Source organism: Streptomyces sp. NPDC006487, assembly GCF_042870555.1.
Taxonomy (GTDB): domain Bacteria; phylum Actinomycetota; class Actinomycetes; order Streptomycetales; family Streptomycetaceae; genus Streptomyces.
The window spans coordinates 138,227-159,604 of record NZ_JBIAHN010000015.1 but is presented as its reverse complement, the minus strand read 5'-3'; the positions used below and the strand labels follow the sequence as shown (position 1 = coordinate 159,604).

The following is a 21,378-nucleotide window of genomic DNA, read 5'->3' as shown; positions in this document are numbered from 1 at the left end:
TCAGGACTCCTGGGTGAGGGAGACGAGCACGTCGTCCCCTTCGATCTTTACGGGGTAAACGGGGACAGGGCGCGTCGCGGGCAGACCGGACGGCTTTCCGGTGCGCAGGTCGAAGGACGATCCGTGCAGCCAGCACTCGATCATGCAGTCTTCGACCTCGCCCTCGGAGAGCGAGACGTTCGCGTGCGAGCAGATGTCGTTGATCGCGAACACCTCGCCCTCGGCGCGGATGATGGACACCGCAGTGCCCTCGAGTTCGACCCGCTTGGGGGCGTTCTCCTCGAGCTCGCTCAGCGCACAGGCCTTGATGTAGGTCATCAGACGGAACCCTGGAGCTCGGTCTCGATCTTGGCGAGCAGGCGCTCTTCGATGTCGTCGACACCGATCTGCTGGACGAGCTCGGCGAAGAAGCCGCGCACGACCAGACGGCGGGCCTCGTCGGCCGGGATGCCGCGGGACTGCAGGTAGAAGAGCTGCTCGTCGTCGAAGCGGCCGGTCGCGGAGGCGTGGCCGGCGCCGACGATCTCGCCGGTCTCGATCTCCAGGTTCGGCACCGAGTCGACCCGCGCGCCGTCCGTGAGGACGAGGTTGCGGTTCATCTCGTAGGTGTCGGTGCCCTCGGCGGTCTTCTCGATGAGCACGTCACCGATCCAGACGGCGTGGGCGTCCTGGCCCTGGAGCGCGCCCTTGTAGACCACGTTCGACTTGCAGTGCGGGGCCTTGTGGTCGACCAGGAGGCGGTGCTCCTGGTGCTGGCCGGCGTCCGTGAAGTACAGGCCGAAGAGCTCGGCCTCGCCGCCGGGACCGGCGTAGTTCACGCGCGGGTGGAGGCGTACGAGGTCTCCGCCGAAGGTGACCACGATCGACTTGAAGGTCGCGTCGCGGCCGACCAGGGCGTTGTGCTGGGAGCAGTGGACGGCGGTGTCGTCCCAGTCCTGCACGGAGACCACGGTGAGCTTGGCGCCGTCGCCGACGAGGAAGTCCACGTTGGCCGCGCGCACGCCGTCACCGGTGTGGTCGATGACGATGACGGCCTCGGCGAAGGCCTTCACGTCGAAGACGGTGTGGCCGAAGGTGGTGCCGCCCTCGCCGTGCAGCGTGACGCGCACGGGCTCGGTGAGCACCGCCTCCTTGGGCACGGTCACGACCGTGGCCTTGGCGAAGGACGAGAACGCCTGGGCGGCGACCCGGTCCACCGGGGTGCCGGCCTTGCCGACGCGGGCGTCGTCGCGCTCGACGGATTCGATCGTGACGCCTTCCGGCGCGTCGATCTGGGCCTTCATGGTGCCGTTGGCGACCGCGGTGCCGTCGTGCAGACCCTTGAGGCGGGCGAGCGGCGTGAAGCGCCACTCCTCCTCGCGTCCGGTGGGCACGGGGAAGTCCGCCACGTCGAAGGACGGGGGGGCACTCATCCGGGTGGCGACGGTGGACTCGGCGGCCACCGCGATCGCGCCGGCGGTGGTCGAACCCGCCGGAATGTTCTGAGCCTCAGCCATGGCTGTCGTGTTGCTCTCTTCCTTAAAGAATCTGCTGCGGGACGTCGGGCGGGCCGGGACTAACCGACCGAGCCTTCCATCTGCAGCTCGATCAGCCGGTTCAGCTCCAGCGCGTACTCCATCGGCAGCTCACGGGCGATCGGCTCGACGAAGCCGCGCACGATCATCGCCATGGCCTCGAACTCCGTCAGACCGCGGCTCATCAGGTAGAAGAGCTGGTCGTCGGAGACCTTGGACACGGTCGCCTCGTGGCCCATGGACACGTCGTCCTCGCGGACGTCCACGTAGGGGTAGGTGTCCGAGCGGGAGATGGTGTCGACCAGGAGCGCGTCGCACAGCACGTTGGACTTGGAGCCGTGGGCCCCTTCGCCGATCTCGACCAGACCGCGGTACGAGGTGCGGCCGCCGCCTCGGGCCACCGACTTCGAGACGATGTTGGAGGAGGTGTTCGGCGCCATGTGGACCATCTTGGAGCCGGCGTCCTGGTGCTGGCCCTCGCCCGCGAAGGCGATGGAGAGCGTCTCGCCCTTGGCGTGCTCGCCCATCAGGTAGACCGCCGGGTACTTCATGGTGACCTTGGAACCGATGTTGCCGTCGATCCACTCCATGGTCGCGCCCTCGTACGCCACGGCGCGCTTGGTGACCAGGTTGTAGACGTTGTTCGACCAGTTCTGGATCGTCGTGTAGCGGCAGCGGCCGCCCTTCTTCACGATGATCTCGACCACGGCGCTGTGCAGCGAGTCCGAGGAGTAGATCGGGGCGGTACAGCCCTCGACGTAGTGGACGTAGGCGTCCTCGTCGACGATGATCAGCGTCCGCTCGAACTGGCCCATGTTCTCCGTGTTGATACGGAAGTAGGCCTGGAGCGGGATGTCGACCTTGACGCCCTTGGGGACGTAGATGAACGAGCCGCCCGACCACACGGCGGTGTTCAGCGAGGCGAACTTGTTGTCGCCGACCGGGATGACCGTGCCGAAGTACTCCTGGAAGAGCTCCGGGTGCTCCTTGAGCGCGGTGTCCGTGTCGAGGAAGATGACGCCCTGCTCCTCCAGGTCCTCACGGATCTGGTGGTAGACGACCTCGGACTCGTACTGGGCCGCGACACCGGCGACGAGGCGCTGCTTCTCCGCCTCCGGGATGCCGAGCCTGTCGTACGTGTTCTTGATGTCCTCCGGCAGGTCCTCCCACGAAGCGGCCTGCTTCTCGGTGGAACGCACGAAGTACTTGATGTTGTCGAAGTCGATGCCCGAGAGGTCGGAACCCCAGTTGGGCATGGGCTTCTTGCCGAACAGCTTGAGGCCCTTGAGACGGAGGTTCAGCATCCACTCCGGCTCGGACTTCTTCGCCGAGATGTCGCGGACGACCTCTTCGGACAGGCCTCGCTTGGCGACCGCGCCGGCCGCGTCGGAGTCGACCCATCCGTATTCGTAGGTGCCCAGGCCATCGAGCTCAGGGTGAGCAGTCTCCGTGGTCATGCGGGGTTCCTCCCGGCCGTACTTGCAGATACTGAAATGTCGGTCTGTGTGGCGCCTGCGGCACGGACGCCGCTCCCACTGCGTGGAATGAACGTCGTGCACACCCCGTCGCCGTGGGCGATCGTGGCGAGACGCTGCACGTGCGTCCCGAGCAGGCGGGAGAAGACCTCGGTCTCCGCCTCGCAGAGCTGCGGGAACTGCTCGGCGACGTGTGCGACCGGGCAGTGGTGCTGGCAGAGCTGTTCACCGCTGTGCGGACCGGGAGCGCTCTTCGCCGTAGCAGCGTACCCGTCTCCGGTCAACGCCTTGGCAAGGGCCTCGGTGCGTTCCGCGGGGTCGGCCGCTTCCACGGCCTCGCGGTAGGTCTCCGCCTGCGCCGTCAGCCTGGCCTTCGCGAAGGCGGCCACGGCCGCCTCGCCCTGCTCCCCGCCCCCGGCGGCCTGCGCGATCCAGCGCATGGCGTCGGCGGCGAGCGAGTCGTAGGACTGGTCGAAGGCGTCCCGACCGCAGTCGGTCAGGGCGAAGACCTTGGCGGGCCGACCTCGGGTCCGTGCGCCGTACACGCGCTGCTCACGGGGTTCGACGACGTCGTCGGCGACGAGCGTGTCGAGGTGGCGGCGAACGGCGGCCTGGGTGAGGCCGAGGCGCTGGGCGAGGTCGGCGACGGTGGAAGGACCGTGATCCAGGATCGACCGCGCGACCCGGTTGCGGGTTGACCGCTCCCCGGTCGCGAGTTCGCCCTGGGGGGCCTCGCTCATCCGTTCGCCGTATTTCACAACGCCATTGTTGCGTAATTAGTCGGGCCCCGACAAGCCGTGATGGAGACCACCTCTGGTGGCCTCCATCACTAAGGGTTACCTTATTTATCTACGGAGCGTTAAGCGGAAGTCGACTCTCCGGCTTCCCGCAGGGCCCCGCCGGTGAACCAGTAAACGGCCCCCACCAGCAATCCCCCTCCCACGATGTTCCCCGGCACGGTGAACATCAGATTCCGGAAAAGATCACCGAACCCGGCTGAGCCATCCAGGATCGCGAGGCTGAAAACAGCCATGTTCGCTACACAGTGTTCGAATCCGACGGCGACAAAAACAGCCACCGGCAGCCACAGGACGAAAATCTTGGCGGCATCGCCGCGGGCCCGGGTGAACATCCAGATGGCCAGGCAGACCAGCATGTTGCAGAGGACCGCGCGCCAGAACAGCTGCCCGCCGCTCAGCGCCATCTTCCCGTGCACCATCTCGGTGAGCATGGACCGCGCCGAGGGCGAGGAGACCACGCCGGAGGCGTGCACCATGGCCCCGAAGGCGAAGGCCCCGGCCAGGTTCCCGGCCAGCGAGAGCGTCCAGGACAGGATCAGGTCCCTCGGACCGGTCCGCCCGGACAGGGCGCCGACCAGCATGACCATCACGTTGCTGGTGAAGAGCTGGGCGCCGGCGAACATCACGATGGTCAGGGCGATCGGGAAGACCGCACCCTCCAGCAGCTTCACGGCCGGCGAGCCCTTGGCCACGAACGGCGAGATCGCGACCAGGAGCAGCACCTCGCCGACGGCGATGTAGGCGCCCGCGAGCATCGCCGACACGAAGTAGCGCGGCGGATGCCCGAGGTCATGGGCCTTGTGCTCGGCCTGCCCCGAGGTGGCTTCGACGTTCTGAGCGATGCTGTTCACCATTCGACGTTAGGGTCCGGCCGCATCCCGAGGCGGACGATAAAGTCACGAATGGGCAGGTCCGTGACCCTGCGGGGGCGGGACCTACGACCCCACCCCGGTCACCTCCAGCGGCTCCGTAGACTCACTCCCCATGAGCAACGACCCCGCCGTGGAAATCCGCGGACTGGTGAAGCGGTACGGCCCCAAAACGGCGGTGGACGGCCTGGACCTCACCGTCCGGAGGGCCTCGGTCACCGCAGTCCTTGGTCCCAACGGCGCGGGCAAAACGACCACTGTGGAAACCTGCGAGGGCTACCGCCGCCCCGACGCCGGATCCGTCCGCGTCCTCGGCCTCGACCCCGTGACCCAGGCCGGGTCCCTGCGCCCGCGCATCGGCGTGATGCTCCAGTCCGGCGGGGTCTACTCCGGCGCCCGGGCCGTCGAGATGCTGCGCCACATGGCCAAGCTGCACGCCGACCCCCTGGACGTCCCCACCCTGGTGGACCGCCTCGGCCTCGGCGGCTGCGGCCGCACCCCCTACCGCCGGCTCTCCGGCGGCCAGCAGCAGCGCCTCGCCCTCGCCATGGCCGTCGTCGGCCGCCCCGAGCTGGTCTTCCTGGACGAGCCGACCGCGGGCCTCGACCCGCAGGCCCGCCGCGCGACCTGGGAACTCGTACGGGAACTGCGCGCCGACGGGGTTTCGGTCGTGCTCACCACGCACCACATGGACGAGGCCGAGCAGCTCGCGGACGAGGTCGCCATCGTCGACGCGGGCAAGGTCATCGCCCACGGCACCCCCGACGCGCTGTGCCGCGGCGGCGCCGAGAACACCCTGCGCTTCACCGGCCGCCCCGCGCTCGACGTCGGCTCCCTGCTGAAGGCCCTGCCCGACGGCACCCAGGCCGCCGAGCTCCTCCCCGGCGTCTACCGGGTCACCGGCGACGTGGACCCCCAGCTGCTGGCCACCGTCACCTCCTGGTGCGCGCAGCACGGGGTGATGCCCGCCAGCCTCTCGGTGGAGCGGCACACCCTCGAAGACGTTTTTCTGGAGCTCACCGGTAAGGAGCTGCGTTCATGACGCCGATCGCCACCCACCCTCGCCGGGGGTCCGGGGGTCGTCCCCCGGGACGACACAGCCTGGAGCTCACCGGTAAGGAGCTGCGTTCATGAGTGCCGGTACGTTCACCCCCCGCCCGGGCGCCGCGCCCGTGTCCCGCATGATCCTGGCGCAGACGGCTCTGGAGACCCGGATGCTCCTGCGCAACGGGGAGCAGCTGCTGCTGACCGTGATCATCCCGGCGCTGCTGCTGGTGCTGTTCTCGGCGGTCGACATCATCGACGTGGGCACGGGCAAGTCCGTGGACTTCCTCGCCCCCGGCATCCTGGCGCTGGCCGTGATGTCCACCGCCTTCACCGGCCAGGCCATCGCCACCGGCTTCGATCGGCGCTACGGGATCCTCAAGCGGCTCGGGGCCTCCCCGCTGCCGCGCTGGGCGCTGTTGGCCGCCAAGACGCTGTCCGTGCTGGTCACCGAGGTGCTGCAGATCGCGCTGCTGACGGTGATCGCCTTCGCCCTGGGCTGGTCCCCGCACGGGGACCCGCTGTCCGCCGCCCTGCTGATCCTGCTCGGCACCGCCGCCTTCTCCGGGCTCGGCCTGCTCATGGCGGGCACCCTGCGGGCGGAGGCCACCCTGGCCGCCGCCAACCTGGTCTTCCTGCTGCTCCTGGTCGGCGGCGGGGTGATCGTGCCGATGGACAAGTTCCCCGGAGCGGTCCAGTCCGTCCTCGGCCTGCTCCCGATCTCCGCGCTCTCCGACGGGCTGCGCGAGGTGCTGCAGCACGGGACCGCGCTGCCCTGGGGCGACGCGGCGATCCTGGCGGTCTGGGCCGTACTCGGCCTGGGGGCCGCGGCGCGCTGGTTCCGCTGGGAGTGAATCCCTTCCCCCGAGCGTTGCCCCGGCAGGAGGATGGTCGCCTCCACAGGGGAGCGCACCACAGACGCCGGGGGGCGGCATGGCGCAGCGGGAGGCCGTTCTGCGGCTGGACGAACAGTGGGCACGGATCCGGTCGGGCGCGGCGCACGCGGAGCCCGCGGAGGCCGACGCCCTGCTGGCCGAGCTGATCGGAGCCCTGCGCGAGCCGGCCCGCGCCGACGCCGAGTGCGCGGCCCGGCTGGGTCTGCGCCTGGGCGACCTGGCGGCCCGCCGGTTCGCGGGCGGGGACCGGGGCGGGGCGCTGGCCGCCATCGAGGAGGGGCTGCGGTTCTCGCAGCAGGCGGCCGGGCACGCGGCCGAGTACGCCCGCTGGTACGCCCGGGGACTGATCAACCAGGGCGTCTGGCTGTCCTGGCCGCTCAGTGACGGGGAGCGGCTGCCGAAGCACCCGCTGGGCCCCGGCTCCGAGAGCGGCCCGAGCCCCATGGAACGGGCCGCCGGCGAGCGGGCCCGGGACCTGACGCGCGGCGCGGTCGAGGTCTGGGCGTCCCTGGACCAGGAGGATCCGGTCAATCAGCGGGGCCTCGCGCAGGCGAAGGTGTTCCTCGGCGACCGGCTCGCGGAGCTGGGCCTGGCCGAGGAGTCCGTGGCCTGGGCGGTCGACGCGGAGGGCTCCTTCCGGCGGCTGCTGCTCGCCGCTCCCGGCTCCGACGAGTCGCAGGAGGCCGAGGAGGCCTTGGACCACATCGGCCGCCAGCTCGAACTGCGGCTGCGCTTCCTGTCCTTCGCCTCCCTGGCCGGCCTGCGCACCCGCGGGCTGTTGCCCGAACGGCTGCTGCCCCAGGCCGTGGTGGCCGCCCGCGTGCAGGGCGTCCCCGAGGCGGAGATCGCCGCCGGGCTGGGCCTGGAGGCCGACCAGGTCCACACGATGCTGGAGGTGACCCCCTGGGTCGCGGTGTGGCGCGTCGAGGTCCGCGGCCCCGACGGACTGTGGAACGTACAGTCACATCCATGGCACAGCGGGGCGGAAGTGAGAAATAGGACGGCCGAGGACGTAGGGACCGAATTGGTGCGGGGTTTCGCGACCTCGGCCGACTACCCGGGCGAGGGCGCCCATTGGCGGATCCGCGTCTGGTGGCACACGGAAGGCGACCCCGCCGGGGCCCGGTTCCGGCTGGTCATCGGCCCTGAGGGAGCCACCGCCACCCCCTCGTGAAACTTTGCACAAGTGTCCGCGTACGATAAGGGCCGTGTTGACCCCCCTCTCATATCTCGCCAGCCGCTGGACGCCGTCACCCCGGACCGTCCGGCGAGCCGCGCTCGCAGCGGTTGTCATGAGCGTCGTCATCGTCGTCACCGGCGGCGCCGTGCGGCTGACCGGATCCGGTCTCGGCTGCGACACCTGGCCCAAGTGCACGAGCGACAGCCTGATCGTGACCCAGGAACAGGGCTTCCACGGCGCCATCGAGTTCGGCAACCGCATGCTGACGTACGTGCTCTGCGCGGCCGTTGGCTGGGCTATCACCGCCGCCCGCTGCGCCAAGCCGTGGCGCCGCTCGCTGACCCGGCTCGGCTGGCTCCAGTTCGCCATCGTGATGGGCAACGCGGTCCTCGGCGGCATCACCGTGCTGACGGGCCTCAACCCCTACAGCGTTGCCGGGCACTTCATGCTCGCCACCTCGCTGATCACCGTGACGACGATCACCTGGCAGCGCACCCGCGAGGGTGACGGCCCGGCCCGGCCGCGGGTGCCCTCTCCGGTGCGCAAGCTCTCCTGGGCGCTGCTCGCGGCCACCGCCGTGCTGATCGCGGCGGGCACGGTCGTCACCGGTTCCGGCCCGCACGCCGGCGACAGCAGCGAGATCAGGCGGATGCCGTTCGACTGGTCGGCCACCGCCCACGTGCACGCCGTTTCCGCCTGGGTGGTGTGCGCGCTCGCCGTCGCGATGTGGCTGGTGCTGCGCGTGGTCGACGCCCCCGTGGACACCCGGGCGCGCGCCCGCGACCTGCTGGTCGTGCTGCTCTCGCAGGGCGCCATCGGTTACGTCCAGTACTTCACCGAGGTGCCCGAGGCCCTCGTGGCGGCCCACATGCTCGGCTCCTGCCTGGTGTGGATCTCGGTGGTCCGGGTGGTCCTGAGCCTGCGCGAGCGTCCGTCCGAGGAGGCCGGGATCCCGGCCCGGGGCGACGCCAGCCTCGCCGCGGTCTGAGCCGCTGACCCGGCGGGGCCGACCGCCGGCCGGCACCGTTCGTCAGCCCCGTTCGTCCAGCCGGTAGACGCGGCGGGCATTGCCCGCCGCGACCATCGCCGCCACGCGCTCCGCGTCCCGCCAGGACCAGGAGCCGTCCGCGACCCAGCCGCCGAGCACCCGGCCGAGCGCTTCCCGGAAGACCAGCGCGCCCACCGCGTGCAGTTCGGGCAGCTGCCGACCGCCGCCGGAGAACATCAGCTTCCCGAACGGCGCGGTCTCCAGGCACTCCGCCAGTACGGCGGCCGCCCGTGCCCCCGCGGGCCCCAGCGCCGCGCCGAGGTCGGCGTGGACGTGCGGGAAGGCCGCGGCCAGCCGCGCGGCCTGCCGGTGGTGGGGGTACCCGCCGATCAGCACCAGCCGCGCCCCCAGGCCCTCGGTCGCCCGCAGGAACCCGGTCAGCCGCTCCGGCTCCCCCGGCTCCGCGCCCGTGTGCAGCTGGAGCGGCAGCCCGGCCGACACCGCGCTCCACGCCAGGTGCCGCAGGAGTACGGGATCCCGCAGGACCCCGCCCTCGGCCCGCGCGGCCAGCCAGCGCCCGGCCGCGCCCCGCACCTCGCCCGGACCGGGCGGCTCGGGCGCCGCTTCGAGGGCCGCTCCCCAGTCCCGGGCCGCGCTCTGCGCCCCGGGCCGGGCTCCGGCTCCCGCCCCGCAGGTGAAGGCCACGGCCCCGGCCGCGGCGTGGTGGACCGCCCCCGCGAGGTTGGCCAGGAAGGCGGCCACGGTCCCGGAGGCGTCCGCCGCCTGCTCGGCCAGCAGCTCCGGCCGCACCAGCTCGAAGGCCTCCGCCTCGCCGGCCAGGGCCAGTTCCTTGGGCCCGGTGAGGTCGCCGGGCATCCCGGAGTCGACGAGCCGGGCGCCGACCCCGCAGCCGCGCAGCAGCCGGCGGGCCGACTCGGCGGCGCCCAGCTCGCGCCGCCGGGCGAGGTAGAGGGCGGGGGCGCAGTGCGTTTCGAGCCCGAGCAGCGGCGGGCACCAGCGGCGCACCGCGAAGCCGGTCTGGGTGTCGAAGAAGGTGGTGCCGGCGGCTGGCGGGCCGGCCGAGGGGACGAGCTGGGCCTCGAAGGTGGCGAGGCCGAGCTCCGTGCGGAGCACTCCCTGGCAGTACTGGTCCACCAGCGGCGGCGTTTCGATCATCCGGGCATCCCGTTGCGGACGTGAGGAAGGGGCTTCCACACGTCCTAACGGGTGAGCGGGGTGTGAGGTGTTGCTCGCGCTGTTGACCGAGCGGGTGACGCAGAGGTGATCAAGAAGCAGAAACGTTCAAGCCAATGATCAGGCCAAAGATCAGGCCAAGATCGGCCGGGTCAGGCCGCCGGGTTCGCGGTTCCGCCGAGCTGGATGCCGGCCATCCGGGACCACTCGTACGGACCGGTCCGCACCCGCGCGGCGAACTCGCCGTCGAACTCCTCGTGAAGGGTCAGCCCGGCCTTCTCGGCCGCGAGCCGCGCGGTGTCGTACGCCGGGGCCACCAGGTCGCCCCAGCCTCCGTCGGTGCCGACGAGGACGATCCGGGTTCCCGCCTGGCCGATGTGCGCCAGGTGGCCCTCGGCGCCGCCGTGCTGCTTGGCGAACGCGCCGATCTGCTTGGCCAGCTTCGCGGCCGTACGGTCCTGCTTCTTGTCCGCCGTGGCGGCGGTCTCCTCGGTGTCTGCCATGGGCAGCATGCTACCGGCGAGTAGCGAACGGAGGAAGCACGAACGGAGGAGCCGTCGACGGGGGAAGCCCGGACGGACGGAGCCTCAGCGGAGGAAGGGATCCACCGCGACGGCGACGAAGAGCAGCGACACGTAGGTGATCGACCAGTGGAACAGCCGCATCTCCTTGAGCTTCGCGCCCGTCACGCCCGACTTGGCGCGCGCGTTCAGCCCGTGCGCCTCCCACAGCCACCAGCCGCCGGCCACCAGGGCGACCGAGGTGTAGAACCAGCCGGTGTACCCCAGCGGGGTCAGCAGGAGTGAGACCGCCACCATCACCCAGCTGTAGAGGACGATCTGCTTGGCCACGGCCTTGTTGCCCGCCACGACCGGCAGCATCGGCACGCCGACCCGCGCGTAGTCGTCCTTCACCTTCATCGACAGCGGCCAGTAGTGCGGCGGCGTCCAGAAGAAGATGACGAGGAAGAGGATGACGGCGGCCCAGGAGACCTCGTTCTTCACGGCCGACCAGCCGATGAGCACCGGCATGCAGCCCGCGATGCCGCCCCAGACGATGTTCTGCGAGGTGCGCCGCTTCAACAGCATCGTGTAGACGACGACATAGAAGAGGAGCGCGCCGAGCGCGAGCGCGGCCGAGAGCCAGTTGATCAGCAGCCCGAAGAACAGGGTGGAGGCGATCCCGAGGCCGATGCCGAAGACCAGGCACTCGCGCGGGCTGACCATGCCGGTCACCAGCGGGCGTCCCGAGGTCCGGTCCATCAGCGCGTCGATGTCGCGGTCGATGTACATGTTCAGCGCGTTGGCGCCGCCCGCGGACAGGTACCCGCCGAAGCAGGTGGCGAGGACCAGCCACAGCGAGGGCACGCCCTGCTCGGCGAGGAACATCACCGGCACGGTCGTGATGAGCAGAAGCTCGATGATCCGCGGCTTGGTCAGTGCCACGAAAGCCATGGCCCGGGCCCCGAACGGCCGGTGGTTGGGGCTCGTCCCGAGCACCCCCGCTGGACGGGATTCGACGGCCGTCACGCACACCCCTGACAGAGAATCCAGCAAGCTCCGACGTGAACCTTTTAAACATGAAGGTCCCGTAAAGGCTTGCGCGTACCACGCCACTCTAGACGTAGCCATTGGCTCGTCCCGCGCGGGGGTCGCCCCGTGTTGGTCCGATCGGCGCTCAGACGTCACGAGCGGACCGCGGGTACTCGAATAGCTGCACGCTGTGGCGGGGGTAGGCTCGGAATCGCGCCGGTGCACCGTTCGTCACCGGGAACCAGACATGTGGAGAGGAGCCCTGACCCACGGTGAGCACCAAGCCGACGACCACAGAGCTCGACTGGACCGAACTGGACCAGCGTGCTGTCGACACCGCCCGGATCCTGGCCGCCGACGCGGTCCAGAAGGTCGGTAACGGCCACCCCGGCACGGCCATGAGCCTGGCCCCCGCCGCGTACACCCTCTTCCAGAAGGTGATGCGGCACGACCCGGCGGACCCGGAGTGGGTCGGCCGCGACCGTTTCGTGCTCTCCGCCGGTCACTCCTCGCTGACCCTCTACACCCAGCTGTACCTCGGCGGGTTCGGGCTCGAGCTGGACGACCTGAAGGCCTTCCGCACCTGGGGTTCCAAGACCCCCGGCCACCCGGAGTACGGCCACACCGCGGGCGTCGAGACCACCACCGGCCCGCTGGGCCAGGGCATCGCCAACGCGGTGGGCATGGCCATGGCCGCCCGCTACGAGCGCGGCCTGTTCGACCCCGAGGCTCCCACGGGCACCTCGCCGTTCGACCACATGATCTACGCGATCGCGGGCGACGGCTGCCTCCAGGAGGGCATCTCCCACGAGGCGTCCGCACTGGCCGGCCACCAGAAGCTCGGCAACCTGGTGCTGCTGTGGGACGACAACCACATCTCCATCGAGGGCGACACGGAGACGGCCGTCTCCGAGGACACCCTGAAGCGTTACGAGGCGTACGGCTGGCACGTCCAGCGCGTCGCGCAGCAGGAGAACGGCGACCTCGACCCGAAGGCGCTGTTCGCCGCGCTGCAGGCCGCCAAGGCCGAGACGGAGCGCCCCTCCTTCATCGCGGCCCGTTCGATCATCGCCTGGCCGGCCCCGCACGCCCAGGGCACCGAGGCCTCGCACGGCTCGGCCCTCGGCAACGACGAGGTCGCCGCGACCAAGCGCGTGCTCGGCTTCGACCCGGAGCAGACCTTCGAGGTCTCCGACGAGGTCATCGCGCACACCCGCTCCCTCGGCGACCGGGGCCGCGAGGCCCGTGCCGCCTGGGAGAAGGAGTTCTCCGCCTGGCGCACCGCCAACCCGGAGCGCGCCGCCGAGTTCGACCGCATCAACGCCAACGAGCTGCCCGCGGGCTGGGAGGACAAGCTCCCCGTCTTCGAGGCCGGCAAGGGCGTCGCCACCCGCGCCGCCTCGGGCAAGGTCCTCGAGGCGCTCGGCGCGGTCATCCCGGAGCTGTGGGGCGGCTCGGCCGACCTCGCCGGTTCCAACAACACCACCATCGACAAGAACTCCTCGTTCCTGCCGGTGGGCAACCCGCTGCCGGAGGCCGACCCGTACGGCCGCACCATCCACTTCGGCATCCGCGAGCACGCCATGGCCGCGGCCATGAACGGCATCGCCCTGCACGGCCACACCCGCATCTACGGCGGCACCTTCCTGGTGTTCTCCGACTACATGCGCAACGCCGTGCGCCTCTCCGCGCTGATGCACGTGCCGGTCACCTACGTGTGGACGCACGACTCCATCGGCCTCGGCGAGGACGGCCCGACCCACCAGCCCGTCGAGCACGTCGCCGCGCTGCGCGCCATCCCGGGCCTGAACGTGGTCCGCCCGGCTGACGCGAACGAGACCGCCGTGGCCTGGCGCGAGATCCTCAAGCGCCACACCAAGGTCTTCGGCAAAGGCGCCCCGCACGGACTGGCGCTGACCCGCCAGGGCGTGCCGACCTACGAGCGCAACGAGGACGCCGCCAAGGGCGGGTACGTGCTCTTCGAGGCTGAGGGCGGCCCCGCCCAGGTCGTGCTCATCGGCACCGGCTCCGAGGTCCAGCTCGCCGTCGCCGCGCGCGAGGCGCTGCAGGCGGAGGGCGTCCCGGCCAGGGTCGTCTCGATGCCGTCCGTCGAGTGGTTCGAGGAGCAGTCCCAGGAATACAAGGACAGCGTCCTGCCGCCTTCGGTCAAGGCGCGTGTCGCGGTCGAGGCCGGCATCGGCCTGACCTGGCACCGCTACGTCGGCGACGCGGGCCGGATCGTCTCGCTGGAGCACTTCGGTGCCTCCGCCGACGGCGCCGTGCTGTACCGCGAGTTCGGCCTGACCGCCGAAGCCGTGACCGCCGCCGCACGCGAGTCGCTCGCCGCCGCCGCGCGCTGACTCCCGCACCCAGACCAGTAGGAGATGCAATTCCCATGACAGACGCACTGAAGCGCCTTTCCGACGAGGGCGTGGCGATCTGGCTGGACGACCTGTCCCGCAAGCGCATCACGTCCGGCAACCTGGCCGAGCTCATCGACCAGCAGCACGTGGTCGGTGTCACCACCAACCCGGCGATCTTCCAGAAGGCGATCAGCGGCGGCGACGGGTACGGGCAGCAGCTCGCCGACCTGGCCGCCCGCAAGGTCACCGTCGAAGAGGCGATCCGCATGATCACCACGGCGGACGTCCGCGACGCCGCCGACATCCTGCGCCCGGTCTACGACTCGACCGAGGGCCAGGACGGCCGCGTCTCGATCGAGGTCGACCCGCGGCTGGCCCACAACACCGCGGCGACCATCGCCGAGGCCAAGCAGCTCGCGTGGCTGGTGGACCGCCCGAACACGCTCATCAAGATCCCGGCGACCAAGGCCGGCCTGCCGGCGATCACCGAGGTCATCGGCAAGGGCATCAGCGTCAACGTCACGCTGATCTTCTCGCTGGAGCGCTACCGCGAGGTCATGGACGCTTACCTGGCGGGCCTGGAGAAGGCGAAGGCCGCGGGCCTGGACCTCTCCAAGATCCACTCGGTCGCCTCCTTCTTCGTGTCCCGCGTGGACTCCGAGATCGACAAGCGCCTCGACTCGCTGGGCACCGACGAGGCCAAGGCCCTCAAGGGCAAGGCGGCGCTCGCGAACGCCCGTCTGGCCTACGAGGCCTACGAAGAGGTCTTCTCCACCGAGCGCTGGGCCGCCCTGGACAAGGCGCACGCCAACAAGCAGCGTCCGCTCTGGGCCTCGACCGGCGTCAAGGACCCGGCGTACAAGGACACCCTGTACGTGGTGGACCTGGTCGCCCCCGGCACCGTGAACACCATGCCCGAGGGCACCCTCGAGGCCACCGCCGACCACGGCGTGGTCGAGGGCGACACCATCCGCGGCACGTACGAGGAGTCGCGCGCCGAGCTCGCAGCGGTCGCGAAGCTGGGCATTTCGTACGACGATGTGGTGCAGCTGCTCGAGGAAGAGGGCGTCGAGAAGTTCGCGGTGTCCTGGAACGACCTGCTGAAGTCGACCGAGGCGGAGCTTGAGCGCCTCGCCCCCACGGAGGCCTGAACACTTTGTCTGTAAACGGAGCGAACCCGCTTCGTGACGCACAGGACCGGCGGCTCCCGCGCATCGCGGGGCCGTCCGGCCTGGTCATTTTCGGCGTTACGGGTGACCTGTCGCGCAAGAAGCTGATGCCTGCCGTCTACGACCTCGCCAACCGCGGCCTGCTCCCGCCGGGCTTCTCCCTGATCGGCTTCGCCCGACGGGAATGGCAGGACGAGGACTTCGCGCAGGAGGTTCACGACGCGGTCAAGCAGCACGCGCGCACCCCCTTCCGTGAAGAGGTCTGGCAGCAGCTCGTCCAGGGCTGCCGCTTCGTCCAGGGCGACTTCGACGACGACCAGGCGTTCGAGACGCTGAAGTCGACGATCGAGGAGCTGGACAAGGCGCAGGGCACCGGCGGCAACTTCGCCTTCTACCTGTCCGTCCCGCCGAAGTTCTTCCCCAAGGTCGTCGCCCAGCTCAAGAAACACGGGCTGGCGCAGAAGGAAGGCTCCTGGCGGCGCGCGGTCATCGAGAAGCCGTTCGGGCACGACCTGACCAGTGCGCAGGAGCTCAACCAGCTCGTGCACGACGTCTTCCCGCCCAACGAGGTCTTCCGGATCGACCACTACCTGGGCAAGGAGACCGTCCAGAACATCCTGGCGCTCCGCTTCGCCAACACGATGTTCGAGCCGATCTGGAACCGGTCGTACGTCGACCACGTACAGATCACCATGGCCGAGGACATCGGCATCGGCGGCCGGGCCGGCTACTACGACGGCATCGGCGCGGCCCGCGACGTCATCCAGAACCACCTGCTCCAGCTGCTGGCGCTGACCGCGATGGAGGAGCCCGGCTCCTTCCACCCCAAGGCGCTGGTGGCCGAGAAGCTCAAGGTGCTGACCGCCGTGGAGCTGCCCGAGGACCTGGGCAAGCACACCGTGCGCGGCCAGTACTCGGCGGCGTGGCAGGGCGGCGAGAAGGTCGTCGGGTACCTCGAAGAGGACGGCATCGACCCCAAGTCGAAGACCGACACCTACGCGGCCATCCGCCTGGAGATCAACAACCGCCGCTGGGCGGGCGTCCCGTTCTACCTGCGGACGGGCAAGCGCCTGGGCCGCCGGGTGACCGAGATCGCGGTCGTCTTCAAGCGGGCCCCGTACCTGCCGTTCGAATCGGGCGCGACCGAGGAGCTGGGGCAGAACGCCCTGGTCATCCGGGTCCAGCCGGACGAGGGCGTGACGGTGCGCTTCGGTTCCAAGGTTCCCGGCACCTCCATGGAGGTCCGGGACGTGACGATGGACTTCGCCTACGGCGAGTCCTTCACGGAGTCGAGCCCCGAGGCCTACGAGCGGCTCATCCTCGACGTGCTCCTCGGCGACGCGAACCTGTTCCCGCGCCACCAGGAGGTCGAGCTGTCCTGGAACATCCTCGACCCGATCGAGCAGTACTGGGACACGCACGGCAAGCCCGCCCAGTACCCGTCGGGCACCTGGGGACCGGTCGAGGCGGACGAGATGCTCGCACGAGACGGACGGAGCTGGCGCCGGCCATGAAGATCGATCTCACGGAGACCAACTCCAGCAAGATCAACGCCTCGTTGGTGCAGGCGCGCCGGGACATCGGCACGCCTGCCATCGGGATGGTGCTCACGCTGGTGATCGTGACCGACGAGGAGAACGCGTACGACGCGCTCAAGTCGGCGAACGACGCGTCGCGCGAACACCCTTCGCGGATCGTCGTGGTCATCAAGCGGGTCAGCCGCTCGCCGCGCAGCCGCCGCGATGCCCGTCTCGACGCGGAAGTCCGCGTGGGGACGGACTCCGGCACCGGCGAAACGGTCGTGCTCCGCCTGCACGGCGAACTGGTCGACCACGCCCAGTCGGTGGTTCTCCCGCTGCTCCTCCCGGACGCGCCCGTCGTCGTCTGGTGGCCCGAGGGCGCTCCGCAGGACCTGGCGGGCGACCCGCTGGGGGCGCTCGGCCAGCGCCGGATCACGGACACCTACTCCGCCGAGGACCCGATCGAGGCGCTCGGCAGCCGGGCCGCGGCCTACGCGCCCGGGGACACGGACCTGTCCTGGACCCGGATCACCCCGTGGCGCTCCATGCTGGCGGCGGCGCTCGACCAGCAGACCCACTCGGTGTCCTCGGCCACGGTCGAGGGCGAGGACGACAACCCGAGCTGCGAGCTGCTGGCGATGTGGCTCGCGGACCGGCTCGGGGTCCCCGTCAAGCGCACCTCCTCGGCGGGCCCCGGGCTCACCGCGGTGCGCCTGGAGACCAAGGACGGCGAGATCGTCCTGGACCGGGCGGACGGGGCGCTGGCCACGCTGTGCATGCCGGGGCAGCCCGACCGTGCGGTGGCGCTGAAGCGCCGCGACACGGCCGAGCTCCTGGCGGAGGAACTCCGCCGCCTGGACCCGGACAACACCTACGAGGCCTCGCTGAAGTTCGGCGTGGCCCGCCTGGCCCCCGTGGTGGAGCATGCCGCGAAGCCGGCCGCCGCCAAGGCGGAAACCCCGGCCAAGGCGGAGGCCCCGGCGGCGAAGCCGGCTCCGGCGAAGCCGGCCAAGAAGGCCGCGGCGAAGTAACGGCCCCGCTGCGCGGAGCCGTCCCCTACCCGCCCTTCCACCGTTCCCCGGGGCTCCGCCCCGGATCCCGCGCCTCAAACGCCGGCGAGGCTGGATCCATCCAGCCCGCCCGGCGTTTGAGGGCACGAGCGCGCAGCGCTCGCACGGGGCCCGGGGCGGAGCCCCGGTTTCGGGAAGGGGCGGGGTGGGGGAAGCCCCGCGCAGCGGCATCCTGAACAGAACCCCGAACTACCGACAAGGCGGCAGCACATGGGTATGACGACTCCCCAGGTCGTCGTCCACCGGGACAAGGAGCTGATGGCCCAGGCCGCGGCCGCCCGGCTGATCACGAAGATCGTGGACGCACAGGCCGCCCGCGGCACCGCTTCCGTGGTCCTCACCGGCGGCCGCAACGGCAACGGCCTGCTCGCCGCGCTGGCCGCGGCCCCGGCCCGGGACGCCATCGACTGGTCCCGGATCGACCTGTGGTGGGGCGACGAGCGCTACGTGCCCGCCGACGACCCCGAGCGGAACCACGTCCAGGCCCGTGAAGCCCTGCTGGACGCCGTCCCGGTGGACCCCGCGCGGGTCCACGCCATGCCCGCCTCCGACGGCCCCTACGGGGTCGACGTGGACGCGGCGGCCGCCTCCTACGCGGCGGAGCTCCGGAAGGCCTCCGGCCCCGAGGACCACGGTCCGGTCCCCCGCTTCGACGTCCTGATGCTGGGCGTGGGCCCCGACACGCACGTGGCCTCGCTGTTCCCCGAGCACCCCGCGTCCCGCGAGAGCGAGCGCACGGTGGTCGGCGTCCACGGCGCGCCCAAGCCGCCGCCGACCCGGATCTCGCTCACCCTCCCGGCGATCCGGGCGGCCCGCGAGGTCTGGCTGCTGGCGGCCGGCGAGGACAAGGCCGGAGCGGTGGCGATCGCGCTGGGCGGAGCGGGCGAGGTCCAGGCGCCGGCGGCCGCCGCGTACGGCCGCTCCCGCACCCTGTGGCTCCTCGACCGCGCGGCGGCCGCGAAGCTCCCGCCGGCCATGTACCCCCCGGCCTCCGCCTGATCCCGTAGGACACGACAGGGCCCGCTCTCCCCGGGGAGAGCGGGCCCTGTCGGCGTTGGCCGGCGGTTGCCGTCAGCGGCCCCGCAGCGAGCGGTACGTCGCCACCAGCGCGCGCGTCGACTGGTCCAGGCCCGGTACCTCCGTGCCGTCGGTGAGCGCGGGCTCGATCCGCTTGGCCAGCACCTTCCCGAGCTCCACGCCCCACTGGTCGAAGGAGTCGATGTTCCACACCGCGCCCTGGACGAAGACCTTGTGCTCGTAGAGCGCGATGAGCTGGCCCAGTACGGACGGAGTCAGCTCGGTCGCCAGGATCGTGGTCGTCGGGTGGTTGCCCGCGAAGGTCTTGTGCGGGACCAGCGGTTCGGCGACGCCCTCCGCCCGGACCTCGTCGGCCGTCTTGCCGAAGGCCAGCGCCTGCGTCTGCGCGAAGAAGTTCGCCATCAGCAGGTCGTGCTGGGCCGCCAGCGCGGGCGACAGTTCGCCCACCGGCCGTGCGAAGCCGATGAAGTCCGCCGGGATCACCCGGGTGCCCTGGTGGATCAACTGGTAGTAGGCGTGCTGGCCGTTGGTGCCGGGCGTGCCCCACACCACCGGCCCGGTCTGCCAGTCCACCGGGTTGCCCTCGCGGTCCACGGACTTGCCGTTGGACTCCATGTCCAGCTGCTGCAAGTACGCGGTGAACCGGGAGAGGTAGTGGCTGTACGGGAGCACCGCGTGCGACTGGGCGTCGAAGAACGCCCCGTACCAGATCCCCAACAGGCCCAGCAGGAGCGGGGCGTTCTCCTCGGCGGGCGCCGTGCGGAAGTGCACGTCCATGGCGTGGAATCCACCGAGCAGCTCCCGGAAGGCATCCGGGCCGATCGCGATCATCAGGGACAGCCCGATCGCGGAGTCGAAGGAGTAGCGCCCGCCGACCCAGTCCCAGAACTCGAACATGTTGGCCGTGTCGATGCCGAACTCGGAGACCTTCTCCTCGTTGGTCGACAGCGCCACGAAGTGCCGTGCCACGGCCGCCTGGTCGCCGCCCACGCCCGCGAGCAGCCACGCACGCGCCGAGGTGGCGTTGGTGATGGTCTCGATCGTCGTGAAGGTCTTCGACGCGATGATGAAGAGCGTCTCCTGCGGGTCCAGGTCCCGCACGGCCTCGTGCAGGTCCGCGCCGTCCACGTTGGACACGAAGCGCAGGGTCAGGCCCCGGTCGGAGAAGGCGCGCAGCGCCTCGTACGCCATCGCCGGACCCAGGTCGGAGCCGCCGATGCCGATGTTGACGACGTTCTTGATGCGCTTGCCGGTGGAGCCGGTCCACTCCCCCGACCGGATGCGGCCGGCGAAGGCCGCCATCTTGTCGAGGACCGCGTGGACGCCGGGTACGACGTTCTCCCCGTCCACCTCGACGACCGCGTCGGCCGGTGCGCGCAGCGCGGTGTGCAGGACCGCCCGGTCCTCGGTCGTGTTGATCTTCTCGCCGCGGAACATGGCCTCGCGCAGCCCGGCCACGCCGGTCGCCGCGGCCAGTTCGCGCAGCAGCGTCAGCGTCTCGTCGGTCACGAGGTGCTTCGAGTAGTCGATGTGCAGGTCGCCGACCTGCAGGGTGTAGCCGGTGCCCCGGCCCGGATTCGTCTCGAACAGCTCCCGCAGATGCGTCTGCCCCAACTCGTCCCGGTGCTTGCCGAGTGCGTGCCACTCGGCAGTCCGGTTGAGCCTCGTACGGCTGTCTGCGTTCATCTCGGACATCAACCCACTTCCTGTCCTGTCGTGCCCCGCCGGTTCCAACCTAAGGGATGGGAAGCGGCACAACCGACACAAAGCGGCCCGGCCCGCAGGAGAGAAGACTCCTGCGGGCCGGGCCGGTTGCCACTTCGGTTGTTCGGTGGGGACGCGTCAGATCTCGCCGCGCAGCTTCGCGAGCGCCTCGGCGAGGATCGCCTCGCCGTCGGCGTCCGTGCGCCGCTCCCGTACGTACGCCAGGTGCGTCTTGTACGGCTCGGTGCGCGGCGGCGCGGGCGGGTTGTCCCGGTCCTGGCCGGCCGGGAACCCGCAGCGCGGGCAGTCCCAGGTATCCGGCACCTGCGCGTCGCTGGCGAAGCTCGGCTGCGTCTCGTGCCCGTTCGAGCACCAGAAGGAGATGCGCAGGCGGGGCGCGGACTCGCCGCGCTCGGCCTCGCCCATCGGCCCCGCTCCGACCCGACTACCACGGATCGCGTTGCCACTTGCCACGGTCGTAACTCCCTGCGTGATGGTGCCGCGAAGCGTGAGTGGATTCCGTCGCGGGCGCCCAAGTCTACGTAAGGCGGGGCGCCCGTCCAGGAGTGGAGTTACCCATTCCAGACAAGGACGCCGGACCTCATGATAGGCCGGGGGGAGCCGACCGGACGGCCGGAATGGCCAGAACGGTTCAGCTGCCGGTCTTCATGAGCAGGCCGAGCGCGACGATGCAGGCGAACCAGAGCAGACCGATCACCACGGTGATGCGGTCGAGGTTGCGCTCCGCGACCGAGGAGCCGCCGACCGACGACTGCATACCGCCGCCGAACATGTCGGAAAGACCGCCGCCCTTGCCCTTGTGCATCAGCACGAGCAGCATCAGCAGGGCGCTGAAGACGACCAAGGCGATCTCGAACCCCAAAATCACGGCTGATTCCTACTTTCTGGGCTTACTGGCTTTCCGGCTTTCCCGCATTGCCTGTTACGAGCACGGGGGCCAGCGGCTGATTCAGCCTGCTGGCCCCCGCAAGGGTACGACGGATCCGCCCTACCGCATACTC

The 21,378-nt window shown here is 70.6% G+C and carries 20 protein-coding genes; 9 read left to right on the top strand and 11 right to left on the bottom strand.

The window, feature by feature from the left end; genetic code table 11:
* The 5 genes from ACFYM0_RS26640 to ACFYM0_RS26620 all read right to left on the bottom strand — a co-directional run bounded on the left by ACFYM0_RS26640 (nt 1) and on the right by ACFYM0_RS26620 (nt 4,640).
* Nucleotides 1-318 carry a bifunctional 3-phenylpropionate/cinnamic acid dioxygenase ferredoxin subunit gene (locus tag ACFYM0_RS26640; protein WP_327252120.1) on the bottom strand — a complete coding sequence of 106 codons (318 nt, stop codon included), beginning with the start codon at nt 316-318 and terminating at the stop codon, nt 1-3.
* Nucleotides 318-1,496 (bottom strand): Fe-S cluster assembly protein SufD, encoded by a 1,179-nt coding sequence (sufD, locus tag ACFYM0_RS26635; RefSeq protein WP_388505698.1) that lies wholly within the window; start codon nt 1,494-1,496, stop codon nt 318-320. Before sufD ends, ACFYM0_RS26640 begins: the two co-directional genes overlap by 1 nt.
* Before the next feature lie 59 nt (nt 1,497-1,555).
* A complete protein-coding gene (gene sufB / locus ACFYM0_RS26630) occupies nt 1,556-2,971 on the bottom strand; it encodes a Fe-S cluster assembly protein SufB (RefSeq protein ID WP_243338403.1) in 1,416 nt (471 codons plus the stop codon).
* Complete coding sequence (locus ACFYM0_RS26625; protein WP_388505696.1) at nt 2,968-3,747, bottom strand: helix-turn-helix transcriptional regulator; 780 nt, start codon at nt 3,745-3,747, stop codon at nt 2,968-2,970. The genes sufB and ACFYM0_RS26625 overlap by 4 nt, the downstream gene beginning before the upstream one ends.
* Nucleotides 3,748-3,848: 101 nt before the next feature.
* On the bottom strand, nt 3,849-4,640 hold the full coding sequence (locus ACFYM0_RS26620) for a formate/nitrite transporter family protein (RefSeq protein ID WP_388505694.1): 792 nt from the start codon (nt 4,638-4,640) through the stop codon (nt 3,849-3,851).
* Between the two features lie 133 nt (nt 4,641-4,773).
* On the opposite strand from ACFYM0_RS26620, the gene ACFYM0_RS26615 reads away from it, so the two are divergent.
* The 4 genes from ACFYM0_RS26615 to ACFYM0_RS26600 all read left to right on the top strand — a co-directional run bounded on the left by ACFYM0_RS26615 (nt 4,774) and on the right by ACFYM0_RS26600 (nt 8,766).
* Nucleotides 4,774-5,700: an ABC transporter ATP-binding protein gene (locus tag ACFYM0_RS26615; protein WP_388505692.1), complete on the top strand. Its 927-nt coding sequence runs from the start codon at nt 4,774-4,776 to the stop codon at nt 5,698-5,700.
* Between the two features lie 88 nt (nt 5,701-5,788).
* On the top strand, nt 5,789-6,556 hold the full coding sequence (locus tag ACFYM0_RS26610) for an ABC transporter permease (RefSeq protein ID WP_388505690.1): 768 nt from the start codon (nt 5,789-5,791) through the stop codon (nt 6,554-6,556).
* A gap of 79 nt (nt 6,557-6,635) precedes the next feature.
* Nucleotides 6,636-7,772, top strand: coding sequence for a hypothetical protein (locus ACFYM0_RS26605; protein ID WP_388505688.1), 1,137 nt, complete (start codon nt 6,636-6,638; stop codon nt 7,770-7,772).
* 4 nt (nt 7,773-7,776) lie between these two features.
* Nucleotides 7,777-8,766, top strand: coding sequence for a heme A synthase (locus ACFYM0_RS26600; protein WP_388505686.1), 990 nt, complete (start codon nt 7,777-7,779; stop codon nt 8,764-8,766).
* A 42-nt stretch (nt 8,767-8,808) separates the two neighbouring features.
* Here ACFYM0_RS26600 and ACFYM0_RS26595 read toward each other — a convergent pair whose 3' ends face one another.
* The 3 genes from ACFYM0_RS26595 to ACFYM0_RS26585 all read right to left on the bottom strand — a co-directional run bounded on the left by ACFYM0_RS26595 (nt 8,809) and on the right by ACFYM0_RS26585 (nt 11,495).
* The gene (locus tag ACFYM0_RS26595; protein ID WP_388505685.1) at nt 8,809-9,942 is read right to left on the bottom strand and encodes an amidohydrolase family protein; all 1,134 of its coding nucleotides are present in this window, start codon (nt 9,940-9,942) and stop codon (nt 8,809-8,811) included.
* A 170-nt stretch (nt 9,943-10,112) separates the two neighbouring features.
* Nucleotides 10,113-10,463: a hypothetical protein gene (locus tag ACFYM0_RS26590; RefSeq protein WP_388505683.1), complete on the bottom strand. Its 351-nt coding sequence runs from the start codon at nt 10,461-10,463 to the stop codon at nt 10,113-10,115.
* Between the two features lie 84 nt (nt 10,464-10,547).
* Nucleotides 10,548-11,495: a heme o synthase gene (locus ACFYM0_RS26585; RefSeq protein ID WP_388505854.1), complete on the bottom strand. Its 948-nt coding sequence runs from the start codon at nt 11,493-11,495 to the stop codon at nt 10,548-10,550.
* 269 nt (nt 11,496-11,764) lie between these two features.
* Here ACFYM0_RS26585 and tkt point away from each other — a divergent pair, with 269 nt between their 5' ends.
* From tkt to pgl, 5 genes are all read left to right on the top strand, one after another.
* Nucleotides 11,765-13,852: a transketolase gene (tkt, locus tag ACFYM0_RS26580; RefSeq protein ID WP_388505682.1), complete on the top strand. Its 2,088-nt coding sequence runs from the start codon at nt 11,765-11,767 to the stop codon at nt 13,850-13,852.
* A gap of 35 nt (nt 13,853-13,887) precedes the next feature.
* Complete coding sequence (gene tal / locus ACFYM0_RS26575; protein WP_388505680.1) at nt 13,888-15,006, top strand: transaldolase; 1,119 nt, start codon at nt 13,888-13,890, stop codon at nt 15,004-15,006.
* A 5-nt stretch (nt 15,007-15,011) separates the two neighbouring features.
* A complete protein-coding gene (gene zwf, locus ACFYM0_RS26570) occupies nt 15,012-16,538 on the top strand; it encodes a glucose-6-phosphate dehydrogenase (protein ID WP_266909668.1) in 1,527 nt (508 codons plus the stop codon).
* Nucleotides 16,535-17,575, top strand: coding sequence for a glucose-6-phosphate dehydrogenase assembly protein OpcA (gene opcA, locus ACFYM0_RS26565; protein ID WP_388505678.1), 1,041 nt, complete (start codon nt 16,535-16,537; stop codon nt 17,573-17,575). Before zwf ends, opcA begins: the two co-directional genes overlap by 4 nt.
* 255 nt (nt 17,576-17,830) lie before the next feature.
* A complete protein-coding gene (gene pgl, locus ACFYM0_RS26560) occupies nt 17,831-18,613 on the top strand; it encodes a 6-phosphogluconolactonase (protein WP_388505852.1) in 783 nt (260 codons plus the stop codon).
* 72 nt (nt 18,614-18,685) lie between these two features.
* On the opposite strand, the gene pgi is transcribed toward pgl, so the two are convergent.
* The 3 genes from pgi to secG all read right to left on the bottom strand — a co-directional run bounded on the left by pgi (nt 18,686) and on the right by secG (nt 21,245).
* Nucleotides 18,686-20,338 carry a glucose-6-phosphate isomerase gene (pgi, locus tag ACFYM0_RS26555; RefSeq protein ID WP_388505850.1) on the bottom strand — a complete coding sequence of 551 codons (1,653 nt, stop codon included), beginning with the start codon at nt 20,336-20,338 and terminating at the stop codon, nt 18,686-18,688.
* A 156-nt stretch (nt 20,339-20,494) separates the two neighbouring features.
* On the bottom strand, nt 20,495-20,830 hold the full coding sequence (locus ACFYM0_RS26550) for an RNA polymerase-binding protein RbpA (RefSeq protein WP_007263454.1): 336 nt from the start codon (nt 20,828-20,830) through the stop codon (nt 20,495-20,497).
* A 178-nt stretch (nt 20,831-21,008) separates the two neighbouring features.
* Nucleotides 21,009-21,245, bottom strand: coding sequence for a preprotein translocase subunit SecG (gene secG / locus ACFYM0_RS26545; RefSeq protein ID WP_266909659.1), 237 nt, complete (start codon nt 21,243-21,245; stop codon nt 21,009-21,011).
* Nucleotides 21,246-21,378 lie beyond the last annotated feature (133 nt).

Excerpts from the sequence above, each read along its gene's own strand:
- ACFYM0_RS26610 (WP_388505690.1), top strand. The coding sequence starts at position 5,789 with ATGAGTGCCGGTACGTTCACCCCCCGCCCGGGCGCCGCGCCCGTGTCC.
- ACFYM0_RS26640 (WP_327252120.1), bottom strand. The coding sequence starts at position 318 with ATGACCTACATCAAGGCCTGTGCGCTGAGCGAGCTCGAGGAGAACGCC.
- ACFYM0_RS26605 (WP_388505688.1), top strand. The coding sequence starts at position 6,636 with ATGGCGCAGCGGGAGGCCGTTCTGCGGCTGGACGAACAGTGGGCACGG.
- ACFYM0_RS26595 (WP_388505685.1), bottom strand. The coding sequence starts at position 9,942 with ATGATCGAAACGCCGCCGCTGGTGGACCAGTACTGCCAGGGAGTGCTC.
- opcA (WP_388505678.1), top strand. The coding sequence starts at position 16,535 with ATGAAGATCGATCTCACGGAGACCAACTCCAGCAAGATCAACGCCTCG.
- ACFYM0_RS26590 (WP_388505683.1), bottom strand. The coding sequence starts at position 10,463 with ATGGCAGACACCGAGGAGACCGCCGCCACGGCGGACAAGAAGCAGGAC.
- pgi (WP_388505850.1), bottom strand. The coding sequence starts at position 20,338 with ATGAACGCAGACAGCCGTACGAGGCTCAACCGGACTGCCGAGTGGCAC.
- sufB (WP_243338403.1), bottom strand. The coding sequence starts at position 2,971 with ATGACCACGGAGACTGCTCACCCTGAGCTCGATGGCCTGGGCACCTAC.
- ACFYM0_RS26615 (WP_388505692.1), top strand. The coding sequence starts at position 4,774 with ATGAGCAACGACCCCGCCGTGGAAATCCGCGGACTGGTGAAGCGGTAC.
- sufD (WP_388505698.1), bottom strand. The coding sequence starts at position 1,496 with ATGGCTGAGGCTCAGAACATTCCGGCGGGTTCGACCACCGCCGGCGCG.
- tal (WP_388505680.1), top strand. The coding sequence starts at position 13,888 with ATGACAGACGCACTGAAGCGCCTTTCCGACGAGGGCGTGGCGATCTGG.
- pgl (WP_388505852.1), top strand. The coding sequence starts at position 17,831 with ATGACGACTCCCCAGGTCGTCGTCCACCGGGACAAGGAGCTGATGGCC.